We start from the raw sequence: 12,064 nt of genomic DNA, 5'->3' as shown, positions 1-12,064 counted from the left end.
CAGCGGGAAGTGCCTCAGAGAGGAGCCACGATGAAGAATGATGATTCCGGCGAGGTTGTAACGTACGAGGTGCGCGGTTCCGTGGCAGTCGTCCGGCTGAACCGGCCCGAGTACCGCAACGCGCAGAATTCCAAGGTCACCTATGCACTGGATGCCGCGTTCACCGCCGCCGTCGAGGACGATGCCGTAAAGGTCATCGTCCTGGCCGGAAACGGAAAGCACTTCTGCGCCGGACATGACATCGGCTCCCCGGAGCGGGACATTGACCAGAGCTTCGAGCGCAAGGCCGTCATGTGGTGGGACCATGTGGGGGCAGCAGGCGTGGACTCCCGCCTTGCCCGGGAATCCGAGGTTTACCTGGGCATGTGCCGCCGCTGGCGGGAGATCCCGAAGCCGATGATCGCAATGGTTCAGGGTGCGTGCATTGCCGGCGGCCTGATGCTGGCCTGGTCCTGCGATTTCATCGTGGCCAGCGACGATGCGTTCTTCTCGGACCCCGTGGTCCGCATGGGCATCCCGGGCGTGGAGTATTTCGCCCACCCGTGGGTGATGAATCCCCGTGCTGCCAAGGAGTTCCTCTTCACCGGTGACCGCTTCACCGCGCAGCGCGCCCATGACCTGGGCATGGTCAACCACGTGGTGCCGCGTGAGGTCCTGGAGGACACGGTGATGGCCATGGCCGAACGCATCAGTGCGATGCCCCGTTTGGGCCTGGCGCTGGCCAAGAAGGCAGTAAACCAGTCCGAAGATTTGCAGGGCATGCGGGCCGGGATGGATTCCGTCTTCGGGCTGCACCATGCGGCGCACGCCCACAACGCGGAGGTGGGCGCCGACTCCCTGGCCGGAATGAACGTTCAGGGCATGCGGAACGCGGCGGTGGCCAAATGAACCTCGACCTGACCGAAGAACAGCAGGCATTCGCCGCTGAGGCGCGGGCCTGGCTGGCCGAAAACGTGCCGTCCACACCGCTGCCGTCAATGGATACGGAAGCGGGTTTCGCCGCCCACCGCGAGTGGGAAGCCACGCTGGCGGAAGGCCGCTGGTCCGCCGTCGCCTGGCCGGAGGAGTTTGGCGGCCGAAGCGCCGGCCTGGTCGAGTGGGTCCTCTTTGAGGAGGAGTACTACCGCTCCGGAGCTCCCACCCGCGTAGCCCAGAACGGTATCTCGCTGCTGGCCCCGATTCTCTTTGAACACGGAACGGATGACCAGTGCAACCGGTACCTCAACGCCATGACAGACGGCTCCCTGATTTGGGCACAGGCCTGGTCCGAGCCGGGAGCCGGCAGTGACCTGGCCTCCATTCGGAGCACCGCCCGCCGCGACGACGAGCGCGGCGGCTGGCTGCTCAACGGCCAGAAAACCTGGAGTTCACGCGCAGTCTGGGCCGACCGCGGATTCGGACTGTTCCGCAGCGACCCCGCCGCGCAGCGCCACCGCGGCCTGACGTACTTCCTTTTTCCCATGGACGCCCCCGGACTCACCGTGCGCCCCATCGCCCAGCTCGACGGCTCAACGGGTTTCGCCGAACTGTTCTTCGAGGATGTCTTTGTGCCTGACGCAGACGTCCTTGGAGCTCCGGGAGACGGCTGGCGCGTGGCCATGAGCACCGCCGGCAACGAGCGCGGCCTCTCGCTGCGGGCCCCGGGACGCTTCTGTGCTGCCGCGGACCGGCTCATCGACCTGTGGGGCACCCACCAGCAGGAAGACCCCTTTGCCCAGGACGCCGTCGTGGACGCCTGGATCAAGTCCGAGGCCTATCGCCTCTACACCTGGGGCACGGTGAGCACACTGCAGGACGGCGGCGACATTGGAGCCGAAGGCAGCGTCAACAAGGTGTTCTGGTCCGAGCTGGACATCGCGCTGCACGAGACGGCACTGGATTTGCTCGGTCCCGCCGCGGAACTGCGCGGAGGTCCCGGGGTGGCCGGCGGACGGTGGATGGATGACTACCTTTTCTCCATCTCCGGACCCATCTACGCAGGCACTAATGAGATTCAGCGCAACATCATTGCAGAACGTCTACTTGGCCTCCCACGCGGCGGCGACGGCAGGAGAGCGTCATGAAATTCGCACTGAGTGAAGAACAGCAGTCGCTGGCCGAGGCCCTCGACGAAATCATTGAGAGCGCCGGCGGCACCAAGGTCGCGCGGACCTGGGCAGAGGGGAACACGGAGCCCGGCCTGGCGTTGTGGAACCAGCTGGCGGAACTGGGGCTGTTTGGCCTGTGCCTCGCAGAGGACGACGGCGGCATGGGCGGCACCGCAGTGGACCTCGCCGTTGCTTTCGAGCGGCTGGGATATCACGCGGTTCCCGGACCGTACATCGAATCCGCCGCGCTGCTGCCCGAGTTGGTCGACCCCAGTGTGCGCAGCGGCATCCTGGACGGATCACTGGTTGCCACGGCTGCAGTACCGGGACTCGTTCCCTACGCACTTGACGCCGCGGCGGGCAGCCGGTGTTTCGTCGTCGGCCCCGATTCCCTCTCCGGCGCCTCTGCCGGACCCGGCGCCGCCTCCGTGGACCGGACCCGGAAGCTGAGCGAACTCACCGCCGTCGGCTCCGAAACCGCACTGCAAACCGCTGCGGTGGACCTTGCCGTGGACAGGGCAACACTGGCCTGTTCGGCCATGCTGCTCGGCGCCGGAGAGCGCCTGCTGGAGGAAGCCGTCAGCTATGCCAAGATCCGCGAACAGTTCGGCAGGGCCATTGGCGAATACCAGGCCCTCAAGCACCAGCTCGCAGACGTGCGCATCGCCCTCACCTTTGCACGTCCGCTGATCTACGGCGCAGCCCTGGACCTCGGCGGTCCTGACGGCGCCCGCAGCGTCTCCGCCGCCAAGGTAGCCACCGGTGATGCGGCCAACCTGGCAGCACGGGTTGCCCTGCAGGTCCACGGCGCCATCGGCTACACGGAGGAACACGATCTGGGGCTCTGGATCACCCGGGTCCGTGCGCTGCAGGGCGCTTGGGGAACGCCGCGGCACCACCGCTCCCGCATAGCCTCCCTCCTGCTTCCTACAGCCCGCTGACCTTCCACACCCTGACCTTCCACACCTCGACCTTCCACACCTGAGGACACCATGGACTTCTCACTGACCGACGAGCAGAACGAGCTCGTCAAGACCCTGCGCGCAGTGCTCAACCGCCATGCCGCCTCCGCTGCCGTGCGCAGTGCAGCAGCCTCTGCGGTCGGCTACGACACGGATCTTTGGCGCACCTTGGCTGAAGAGGTGGGCGTGGCTTCCCTCGCCATTCCCGAAGAATACGGCGGGGCCGGATTCACCTGGTTTGAAACCGGCCTGGTCCTGGAAGCACTCGGTTACCAGCTGTCCCCCAGTCCCCTGCTGGCCTCAGCAGTACTGGGAGCATCCGCCCTCCTGGAGTCGGCCGAGGAAGAGCCGCGTGAACGCCTGCTGCCCGGGATTGCCGAGGGAAGCAGCATTGCGACCCTGGCCTGGGCGGATGAACGCGGCGCCTGGAGCACCACCGGTTCCGGCATCACCGCCACGCCGGGCGAACAGGGGCCCGAGCAGTGGACCCTGGATGGAACGGCAACTCTGGTGCTCGACGGCGTTACTGCCGACACGGTCATTGCCGTCGCGTCTACGCCGGAGGGTGTGGGTCTGTTCGAGGTTCTGGACGCCGCCGCGGTCCAGCGGGTGAACACCCCGGCCGTCGACACCACCATCCGGTTCGCGACACTGACCTTCAACCGGGTTCCGGCCCGGGCGCTTCAGCTGGACGCCGAAAGGTCGCTGGAGAGAATCCGCGACATCGCCGCCGTCGCGGTGAGCTGCCTGCAGGTGGGAACCGCGCAGCGCGGGCTGGACATGAGCGTTGAATACTCCAAGCAGCGCGTGCAGTTTGGCCGGGCAATCGGCTCCTTCCAGGCCCTTAAGCACCGGATGGCCGACATGCTCGTGCAGGTGGAAACGGCGCGCACCACTGCCTGGGCTGCGGCCTGGTCGGCCGGAACCAATGCTGCGGACCTGCCGGAACGCGCGGCGTCAGCCGCTGCGTGGTGCGCAGACGCCCTCGACAAGGTGGCCGCTGAAACTGTGCAGATTCACGGCGGAATCGCGATCACGTGGGAGCATGACGCCCAGCTGGTCTTCAAGCGGGCGCATTCCACGAGCCAGCTCTTCGGCTCTGCGCGCGAGCACCGGCGCCGGCTGGGAAGGCTGCTGGGAATCATCCCCGCACCGGCGGCCAGCGCCGAGCCCCGCCGGAGGCAGGAAGCTCTCGCTACGCTGTGAGCCCTACGCCGTAACCCCGCCGTCCACAATGAAGTCCTGGCCGGTGCAGTAGCTGGCGGCGTCACTGGCGAGAAAAGCCACCATCGTTGAGATTTCCCCGGGCCGCCCGGCCCGGGGAATCGGAAGCGTAGCTATGAATCCGGTGCCGGCACGGGTCTCCTCGGTGATCATCGGGGTGTCCACGGCACCAGGGCACACCGTATTGACCCTGATGCCGTACGGGCCGTATTCCCTGGCCGCGGACCGGCTGGCCCCGCGCAGCCCCCACTTGGACGCGGAGTACGGCACACGGTTGGCATAACCGGCGACGCCGGCCGTCGACGCGATGTTGATAATCGACCCGCCGGCGCCGCGCATGGCGGGAAGAACTGCCTGCATGCCAAGGATGGGTCCGATCAGGTTAATGTCGATGGCGCGGCGGATGATGTCCTCGCTCGTTTCCGCCAGCGGAGCAACCGGACAATAGCCCGCATTGTTCACCAGGACGTCCACCCGGCCGAACGCAGACACTGCCGCGTCCACCACCCGGGTCCAGTCTGCCGGTGAGGATGCGTCGTGCCGAAGGCCAAGCGCGTTGGATTCGAAGGTCCGGGCCAGGGCCGAAACCCCGTCGGCGTCCACATCGGTCAGCACGAGGCGCGCACCCAGACGGTGAAGCAGAGCCGCATGCGCGCGGCCCTGTCCGCCCGCAGCGCCCGTGAGCAGCACGACTTTTCCGTCCAGGGAGATAACCGGTTCAACTGCGTTCATGGAAGTCCTTCACTGGTATGGCGTGCATCAACAAATCGGCTTGTTCGTACTGTTCGTACTGTCGGGGTTTCACTTTCCAACGGCTGTCCAGCCGCCATCAACAGCAAGGCACTGGCCGGTCACGAAGGTTGCGTCCAGAAGGAGGAAGACAATGCAGTCCACCACCTCCTGCGGCGTCGCGAAGCGCCCCAGGGGTGTTCGGGCGAAAACGGAACCGGCGTCGTAACCGCCGTCGAGCATTTCCTGCACCATGGGCGTGAGGGTATGCCCTGGAGCCACTGAATTGACCCGAACACCGCCCGGCGCCCATTCGATGGCCAGATTTTCGGTGAGCTGCCGGACGGCCGCCTTGGCTACGCCGTAGTCAGCCTGTTTCTCCCATCCGCCGAACGCCGTTGAGGATGAAACCGTCACGATTGACGCCGGAGTCCCCGCGAGCTGCTGCACCACCGCGCGGCTGACCACGAGCGTACCGAGCACATGCACGTCCAGGACCCTGCGTGTGTGCTCCACGTCCAGGTCCGCCGCGGGCAGGAAAGCGCCGCGGATGCCGTGACAGGTCACCAACCCCGTGACGACGCCGCCGCGCGTCCGGGCACGGGCGATTGCCTCCTGCACGGCGGGCTCCTCCGACACATCGACCGCCATGTAGTCCACGTTTTCGGGCCGGCTCCCGGCCACCGGATCCTGCAGGTCGAATACCGTGACGCGGGCACAGCGCCCGGCAAGCTGCTCGACGGCGGCTGCACCGATCCCGCTGGCGCCCCCGGTCACAATAATGTGCCCGCCCCTGCTCTGCCCCATGCCTGTCCTCCGCGACGTTAGTTTGTCTTCTGCGCGGCACCGGTACGGCGCCATGGGGTCATGCTAGTCTAGCTACCAAACAAGCGCTAGGTTTCGCAATGATGCGGGAAATGAGGACCGGATGCCCGACAAGAGGATTGGACTTAGTGAGGCGGTTTCGTCCATTGAGTCAGGAATGACCATTGGCATCGGAGGGTGGGGATCGCGGCGCAAGCCCATGGCGGCGGTCCGCGAACTGCTGCGCAGCGACGTGACCGACCTGACCGTTGTCGCCTTCGGCGGCCCCGACGTCGGCCTGCTGGTTGCCGCGGGCAAGGTCCGCAAGCTCATCTACGGATTCGTCTCGCTGGACAGCATTGCCCTGGATCCCCTGTTTACCGCAGCGCGGGAACGCGGCGAGCTGGAGATCAACGAGTATGACGAAGGCATGTTTGTCACCGGACTGCGCGCCGCAGCCTCGCGGCTGTCCTTCCTGCCCACGCTGGCAGGCATCGGGTCCGACGTCATGGCCGCGAATCCGCATCTGAAGACCGTGGCATCCCCCTACTCCGATGACGAGTATGTTGCGGTGCCGGCGACCCCGCTCGACGTGGCCCTGATCCATGTGAACCGCTCGGACAGCGGAGGCAACGCGCAGTTCCTCGGCCCGGATCCGTACTTTGATGACCTGTTCGCCATGGCGGCAGCGCGCACCTTCGTCACCACGGAGCGGATCGTGGAAACGGAAGACCTGCTGGACGAAGGCTCGTTCCACACCCTGATGCTCAGCCGCATGTACGTCACCGGTGTCATTGAGACCCCGCGCGGTGCTCACTTCACCACCTGCGAGCCGGACTACGGCCGCGACGAGGCATTCCAGAAGCACTACGCCGCCTCCGCCAAAGACCCCGAAAGCTGGCGCGCCTTTGTCGCCGAGTTCCTCGGCGGCGACGAAGCCGGCTACCACGAGGCGGTTGCCCGCTTCCACGCAGTACAGGAGAAGAAGTAATGACCGCAGACGCCACCACCGCCGAAATCTGCATCGCGGCGTGCTCAGACACCTACCGTGAGTCCGGCGAGATCCTCGCGCACGCCGTGGGCACCATTCCGACCATCGGTGCCAGGCTCGCCAAGCTCACCCACTCCCCCGACCTGGTCCTCAGCGACGGGGAAGCATTCATGATGAGCGAGCCGCCGCCGCTGGGCAAAACGGCTGCCGGCGGCGGGACCATCGAGGGCTGGGCGCCGTTCCGCCGCATCTTTGACATCGTGGCCAGCGGCCGCCGGCAGAGCATGATGGGCGCCAGCCAGATTGACCGCTACGGAAACCAGAACATCTCGCTGATCGGCGACTGGAACAAGCCCAAGCGCCAGCTCATCGGCGTACGGGGAGCTCCGGGCAACACCGCCAACCACCGGGTGGACTACTGGGTGTCCCGGCACAGCGCCCGCCTGTTCGTCGAGTCCGTGGACATGGTCTCAGGCGTTGGCAACGACCGCGCACGTGCGGCCGGCACCTCCATGCGGTTCCACCACCTGGGCGTGATCGTCACCAATCTTGCTGTCCTGGGCTACGACGACGACGGCCGCGTCACGGTGCTCTCCATCCATCCCGGGGTTGATCCCCAGGAGATCATCGACAACACCGGCTTCGCGCTGGAGGTGGAGGGTGCTCCGCTTACCCGCGTTCCCACGGACGAGGAGCTGCACCTCATCCGCGAGGTGCTGGATCCGCGCGGGAGCCGGTCCCGGGAAGTCCCGAACTAGACCGGCTCCTGAACGGATCAGTCCTGCAGGAGGCCTGAGTGGATCAGCTCAAGGAAGTGGCGGCCGGCACTCTCGGCGGAGTGCCGGCCGCCCGGGCGGAACCAGCGCACCGTGGACCAGACGGCGTCACGAATGAAGCGATAGGTAATTGCCGAGTCAAGGTCGGCGCGGAAAACACCCTCGCGCTGGCCCTCCTGGATCACGCTGAGCCAGATCGATTCAATACGGGCTCCTTCTTCGGCCACAAACTCGAAGCCTGGAAGGTTGGCCAGAAACGCCGCCTCATTCTGGTAAATGCCAACGGCGTCCGGTTGTTTCTCGATGGTGACAAAGGCAGTCCGGACGAGTTCGTCAAAGACATGCCGCGGCCCGCCGCCGGCAGCGGCAATCTCCTCCGACCGCTGCCGCAGTCCACCCTGGAAGGACCGCAGGATTTCCTCCAGGATCGCTTCCTTGGAGGAGAAGTGATGGTAGAGGCTGCCCGAGAGGATGCCCGCTTCATCGGCAATGTCACGCACCGTCGTCGCGGAGTATCCGCGGGTGGCTATCAGGTGGGCGGCAATGGCCAGTAGCTGTTCCCGCCGGTCGGAACCCTGCTCACTGGCTGCTGATTCCGGTTTCTTGCGCGTTGCCATCATTTCTCCTCATCTACGAATTCACCCAAGCATTTGCTCAATTCTCCCGCATTTTAGGCACGTTACTGTATTAGCCGCGCCATTGCGTTTTTTGTCACATGGAATGAAAGGATTCCTCGATGCATCTCTCTGACGCACGGACCATTCCCCAGCTGCTTGCCGACATGGCGCGGCTCGGCGACCACCCCGCCGTCGTGGCCGCAGACACTGCCGTTTCCTACGGTGAACTCAGCGAACGCATCGCGGAGGCCGGGCGCGCCTACCTGGCACACGGTGTGGGCCCGGGCGACAGGGTGGGCCTCTGGGCCCCGAACCGGCTGGACTTCATTCTCGCCATGCTGGGTGCACAGTCGGTCGGAGCGGCGGTGGTGCCGCTGAACACCCGCTACACCGGCCATGAGGCTGCCATGATCCTGCGGCGCTCCGGCGCGTCGGTACTGGTGGTTGCCGATGATTTCCTCGGCCGACGGCCCCTGGAAACGCTCCGCACTGCAGCAGTGGATGCCGTCAGCGACGGTGCTGAAGAGCCGGCCCCTTCAGTGCCGGTGCCGGGCCTGCCCTCGGTGCGGCTTGTCGTGCGGCTCGACGGCACGGCCGATGAGCCCGGCGAAAGCAGCTGGAAGTCCTTCCTCGCCGACGGCGCGGGTGAGGAGGAGCGCTTCACTGCGGCGGCTGCAGCCGTGCAGCCCGACGACGTCGTCGACATCCTGTACACCTCCGGAACCACCGGCCTGCCCAAGGGGGTCATGAGCGCGCACCGGCAGACACTGGGCGTTGCCCGGGCCTGGGCAGCGGGTGCTGAGCTGTGCGCCGAGGACCGGTACGCCATCGTCAACCCGTTCTTCCACGGTTTCGGCTACAAGGCGGGGGTGATCGCCGCACTCCTGGCCGGGGCCACGATCTATCCGGTGGAAACCTTTAATGCTTCGGCACTGCTGGAGCTGGTCCAGAAAGAGCGCATCAGCGTCCTGCCCGGCGTGCCCACCATCTTCACCTCGCTGCTGAACCATCCGGACCTGAAGAGCTACGACACCTCATCCCTGCGTTTCGCCATTGCCGGGGCCGCAACGGCCCCGGAAACACTCTTCCGGGACATGTCGGAGGTGCTCGGTTTCCGCACCGTGGCGCAGGCGTACGGGATGACCGAATGCGTGGTGGCAACGCTGTCCCGGCCCGGGGAATCCCTGGAGCACGCAAAGCAGACCACGGGACCGGCAGTGGCCGGCGTCGAGATCCGGGTTGCCGATGCAGCCGGGAACGATGTGCCTGTCGGTGACGACGGCGAAATCCTGCTCCGCGGCGAGAATGTGATGCTGGGGTACTTCGATGACCCCGAGGCCACTGCCAATGCCGTGGACGCCCAGGGCTGGTTCCACACCGGCGATATCGGCCGGCTGGACGAGCACGGCTGCCTGAAGATCACTGATCGTCTGAAGGACATGTTCATTGTCGGCGGCTTCAACGTCTATCCGGCCGAGATTGAAAACGTGCTGCGGCAGCACCCCGCCGTCAACGAATCCGCCGTGGTAGGCGTCGACGACGAGCGGATGGGTTCAGTGGGCAGGGCCTACGTTGCCCTGCTGCACGACGCCGATCCGATGCCGACGGCTGATGACCTGGCCGCGTTCTGCAAGACCCGGCTGGCGAATTACAAAGTTCCCCGCAGCTTCGTCATCGTCAACGATTTCCCGCGCAACAGCACCGGAAAGGTGCTGAAGTCAAAGCTGTGAGCCGGTAAGCCGGACCGGATCACCGGCACACATGAAAAGGGCGGCTGCAGGGAATCCTGCAACCGCCCTTTTGTGCGCACGCTGGAGTTTGTGCGCCGGCAGTGGCTAGCTCAGCCGTTCCAGGATCATGGCCATGCCCTGGCCGCCGGCCACGCACATGGTTTCGACGGCGAACTGTTCGTCGCGCTCCTGCAGTGCGTGGATCGCCGTCGTGGTCATGCGCGCCCCGGTCATGCCGAAGGGGTGGCCCAGCGCGATGGCACCGCCGTTGACGTTCACCTTGTCCGGGTCGATGCCGATGTCGTCGATGGAGGGCAGCACCTGGGCGGCGAAGGCTTCATTGAGCTCCATGATGTCCATGTCGCCGATGGACATTCTGGCATTGGCCAGCGCCCTGCCCACGGCGTCAACGGGACCCAGCCCCATCAGCTCCGGCGTCATGGCTGCAACACCCGTCGAAACGATGCGGGCCAGCGGAGTCAGTCCCAGTTCGGCGGCGCGGCGGTCGCTCATGATGACCAGGGCGGCGGCGCCGTCGTTCAGCGGGCAGCAGTTGGCAGCCGTGACGGTGCCGTGCTCGCGGAACACCGGCTGCAGCGTTGAGAGCTTCTCGAGCGTGACGCCGGCGCGCGGACCGTCATCAGTGGAGACTACGGTTCCGTCGGACAGGGTAACCGGGGTGATGTCGGTCTTCCAGAAGCCGCGCGCTGCGGCGGCCTCGGCGAGGTTCTGGCTTCGCACCGCCCACTCGTCCTGCGCTTCGCGGGAGACGCCGCGCAGCTGGGCCACGTTTTCGGCAGTGTCGCCCATGGCAATGTAGATGTCGGGGTGTTCTCCGCGTTCGCGGGGATCACTCCAGCGGGCTTCGGGGTCCTTGGCCATGGCCTTGGTGCGCTCCATGCCGTCAAAGTACGCGGGGTTCTTGGTGTCCGGCATGCCGTCGGACTTGCCGAAGCCGAAGCGCGAGACAGTCTCCACGCCGGCTGAAATGAACACGTCGCCCTCACCGGCCTTGATCGCATGCAGCGCCATCCTGCTGGTCTGCAGGGACGAGGAACAGTAGCGGTGCACCGTGGTGCCCGGAACGGAATCCAGGCCGAGCTGCATGGCCACCATGCGGGCTATGTTGTAGCCCTGCTCCCCCGCCGGCTGGGCGCAGCCCATCATCAGGTCATCGATGGTGGCCGGGTCGAGCCCGGGAACGGCGTCGAGGGCGGCCCGTACCATTTGCGCGGCGAGGTCGTCACCGCGCATCCCGCGCAGGGAGCCCTTGTTGGCCCGGCCAATGGGTGAACGTACCGCAGAAACAATTACCGCTTCGGTCATCAGTGTGCTCCTTCTACTTCGTGAGGTTTGAGAATGTCGGCGTGCGGGGTGTGCGCCAGGAAAGCGGGCCATTCGCCGCCGCCGTCGACGTCGAGGACTGCTCCGGTGATGTGGCTGGCCAGCGGCGAGGCCAGCATGACGCAGGCGGCACCAATCTCGTCCGGACGGGCCAGCTGTCCGCGCGGAATGGTGGCTGCCACGCGGGCATAGCTGTCCGCATCGCCGTAGTGGTCCGCGGCGCCCTCGGTCGCCACCAGTCCGCAGCTCACCGCGTTAATCCGGATCCGCGGCGCCCACTCGACAGCCAGGCTGCCGGTCAGGCTTTCCAGTGCAGCCTTCGCCGCCCCGTAAACCGCAGTGCCGGGGCTGGGGCGGCGGGCGCTGATCGAGGTGATGTTGATGATCGATCCGCCCTGCTCCTGCGCCATCATGACCGGGTGCACCGCGTTGGCCAGCTGGGCCGCCGAAAGGAAATTCAACTCGGTGATTGCGCGCTGGTAGCGGGCTGAACCGCTCTCGAAACGGCCGAAGGGCGAGCCGCCGGCATTGTTGACGGCCACGTCAATGCGCCCGCGGCGCTCGACGACGTCCGCAACCCAGGCACGCACCTGCGCATCATCGCGCACGTCAACGGCGCTGAAGTGCACCGCCTGCGATGCGGTTCCGGACGGCGGTTCGGGTTCTGTCCGGCCGCAGATTTCGACGGCGGCGCCGGCGTCGACGAAGGCGTCAACAATGCCGGAACCCACACCGCGTGCGCCTCCCGTAACGAGTACAACCCAGCCTGTGAGATCGATAGTTATCGACATCGGTTCCCT

The 12,064-nt window shown here is 66.0% G+C and carries 12 protein-coding genes; 7 read left to right on the top strand and 5 right to left on the bottom strand.

Translation table 11 applies throughout. From position 1 onward, the window contains the following. Positions 1 to 30: 30 nt before the first annotated feature. Genes CXQ89_RS09030 through CXQ89_RS09015 form a run of 4 tightly spaced genes read left to right on the top strand, consistent with a single transcriptional unit; the run spans position 31 to position 4,255 of the window. A complete protein-coding gene (locus tag CXQ89_RS09030) occupies positions 31 to 888 on the top strand; it encodes an enoyl-CoA hydratase (protein ID WP_104161027.1) in 858 nt (285 codons plus the stop codon). Continuing rightward, positions 885 to 2,063 carry an acyl-CoA dehydrogenase family protein gene (locus CXQ89_RS09025; protein WP_104161026.1) on the top strand — a complete coding sequence of 393 codons (1,179 nt, stop codon included), beginning with the start codon at positions 885 to 887 and terminating at the stop codon, positions 2,061 to 2,063. The genes CXQ89_RS09030 and CXQ89_RS09025 overlap by 4 nt, the downstream gene beginning before the upstream one ends. Beyond that, complete coding sequence (locus CXQ89_RS09020) at positions 2,060 to 3,028, top strand: acyl-CoA dehydrogenase family protein (protein WP_104161025.1); 969 nt, start codon at positions 2,060 to 2,062, stop codon at positions 3,026 to 3,028. Before CXQ89_RS09025 ends, CXQ89_RS09020 begins: the two co-directional genes overlap by 4 nt. 51 nt (positions 3,029 to 3,079) lie before the next feature. After that, positions 3,080 to 4,255, top strand: a complete 1,176-nt coding sequence (locus CXQ89_RS09015) for an acyl-CoA dehydrogenase family protein (RefSeq protein WP_104161024.1) — start codon at positions 3,080 to 3,082, stop codon at positions 4,253 to 4,255. 3 nt (positions 4,256 to 4,258) lie between these two features. Here CXQ89_RS09015 and CXQ89_RS09010 read toward each other — a convergent pair whose 3' ends face one another. Together CXQ89_RS09010 and CXQ89_RS09005 are read right to left on the bottom strand one after the other, a co-directional pair. Further along, on the bottom strand, positions 4,259 to 5,005 hold the full coding sequence (locus CXQ89_RS09010; protein ID WP_104054345.1) for an SDR family NAD(P)-dependent oxidoreductase: 747 nt from the start codon (positions 5,003 to 5,005) through the stop codon (positions 4,259 to 4,261). Between the two features lie 69 nt (positions 5,006 to 5,074). Continuing rightward, complete coding sequence (locus CXQ89_RS09005; protein WP_219815586.1) at positions 5,075 to 5,809, bottom strand: SDR family NAD(P)-dependent oxidoreductase; 735 nt, start codon at positions 5,807 to 5,809, stop codon at positions 5,075 to 5,077. Positions 5,810 to 5,930: 121 nt separating this feature from the next. On the opposite strand from CXQ89_RS09005, the gene CXQ89_RS09000 reads away from it, so the two are divergent. Together CXQ89_RS09000 and CXQ89_RS08995 are read left to right on the top strand one after the other, a co-directional pair. Then, positions 5,931 to 6,797, top strand: coding sequence for a CoA transferase subunit A (locus CXQ89_RS09000; protein WP_104054346.1), 867 nt, complete (start codon positions 5,931 to 5,933; stop codon positions 6,795 to 6,797). Further along, complete coding sequence (locus CXQ89_RS08995; protein ID WP_104054347.1) at positions 6,797 to 7,555, top strand: CoA-transferase subunit beta; 759 nt, start codon at positions 6,797 to 6,799, stop codon at positions 7,553 to 7,555. Before CXQ89_RS09000 ends, CXQ89_RS08995 begins: the two co-directional genes overlap by 1 nt. A 17-nt stretch (positions 7,556 to 7,572) precedes the next feature. Here the strand turns inward: CXQ89_RS08995 and CXQ89_RS08990 are convergent, their stop codons facing one another. Further along, positions 7,573 to 8,190, bottom strand: a complete 618-nt coding sequence (locus CXQ89_RS08990) for a TetR/AcrR family transcriptional regulator (RefSeq protein ID WP_104104069.1) — start codon at positions 8,188 to 8,190, stop codon at positions 7,573 to 7,575. A gap of 119 nt (positions 8,191 to 8,309) precedes the next feature. Between CXQ89_RS08990 and CXQ89_RS08985 the strand changes: the two genes are divergently transcribed. Next, positions 8,310 to 9,920, top strand: a complete 1,611-nt coding sequence (locus CXQ89_RS08985; RefSeq protein WP_104161023.1) for an AMP-binding protein — start codon at positions 8,310 to 8,312, stop codon at positions 9,918 to 9,920. Positions 9,921 to 10,025: 105 nt separating this feature from the next. On the opposite strand, the gene CXQ89_RS08980 is transcribed toward CXQ89_RS08985, so the two are convergent. Next, positions 10,026 to 11,246 carry an acetyl-CoA C-acetyltransferase gene (locus tag CXQ89_RS08980; RefSeq protein ID WP_104054350.1) on the bottom strand — a complete coding sequence of 407 codons (1,221 nt, stop codon included), beginning with the start codon at positions 11,244 to 11,246 and terminating at the stop codon, positions 10,026 to 10,028. Next, complete coding sequence (locus tag CXQ89_RS08975; RefSeq protein WP_104161022.1) at positions 11,246 to 12,055, bottom strand: SDR family oxidoreductase; 810 nt, start codon at positions 12,053 to 12,055, stop codon at positions 11,246 to 11,248. Before CXQ89_RS08975 ends, CXQ89_RS08980 begins: the two co-directional genes overlap by 1 nt. Positions 12,056 to 12,064: the final 9 nt, after the last annotated feature.

Source organism: Arthrobacter sp. ZGTC212 (genome assembly GCF_002929255.1).
Taxonomy (GTDB): domain Bacteria; phylum Actinomycetota; class Actinomycetes; order Actinomycetales; family Micrococcaceae; genus Arthrobacter_B; species Arthrobacter_B sunyaminii.
The sequence above is the reverse complement of the archived record's forward strand: the minus strand, read 5'-3'. Positions and strand labels throughout refer to the sequence as shown.

Coding starts and splice junctions, on each gene's coding strand:
- CXQ89_RS08995 (WP_104054347.1), top strand. CDS start 6,797: ATGACCGCAGACGCCACCACCGCCGAAATCTGCATCGCGGCGTGCTCA.
- CXQ89_RS08980 (WP_104054350.1), bottom strand. CDS start 11,246: ATGACCGAAGCGGTAATTGTTTCTGCGGTACGTTCACCCATTGGCCGG.
- CXQ89_RS09020 (WP_104161025.1), top strand. CDS start 2,060: ATGAAATTCGCACTGAGTGAAGAACAGCAGTCGCTGGCCGAGGCCCTC.
- CXQ89_RS09030 (WP_104161027.1), top strand. CDS start 31: ATGAAGAATGATGATTCCGGCGAGGTTGTAACGTACGAGGTGCGCGGT.
- CXQ89_RS09025 (WP_104161026.1), top strand. CDS start 885: ATGAACCTCGACCTGACCGAAGAACAGCAGGCATTCGCCGCTGAGGCG.
- CXQ89_RS09015 (WP_104161024.1), top strand. CDS start 3,080: ATGGACTTCTCACTGACCGACGAGCAGAACGAGCTCGTCAAGACCCTG.
- CXQ89_RS09000 (WP_104054346.1), top strand. CDS start 5,931: ATGCCCGACAAGAGGATTGGACTTAGTGAGGCGGTTTCGTCCATTGAG.
- CXQ89_RS08985 (WP_104161023.1), top strand. CDS start 8,310: ATGCATCTCTCTGACGCACGGACCATTCCCCAGCTGCTTGCCGACATG.
- CXQ89_RS08990 (WP_104104069.1), bottom strand. CDS start 8,190: ATGGCAACGCGCAAGAAACCGGAATCAGCAGCCAGTGAGCAGGGTTCC.
- CXQ89_RS09010 (WP_104054345.1), bottom strand. CDS start 5,005: ATGAACGCAGTTGAACCGGTTATCTCCCTGGACGGAAAAGTCGTGCTG.
- CXQ89_RS09005 (WP_219815586.1), bottom strand. CDS start 5,809: ATGGGGCAGAGCAGGGGCGGGCACATTATTGTGACCGGGGGCGCCAGC.
- CXQ89_RS08975 (WP_104161022.1), bottom strand. CDS start 12,055: ATGTCGATAACTATCGATCTCACAGGCTGGGTTGTACTCGTTACGGGA.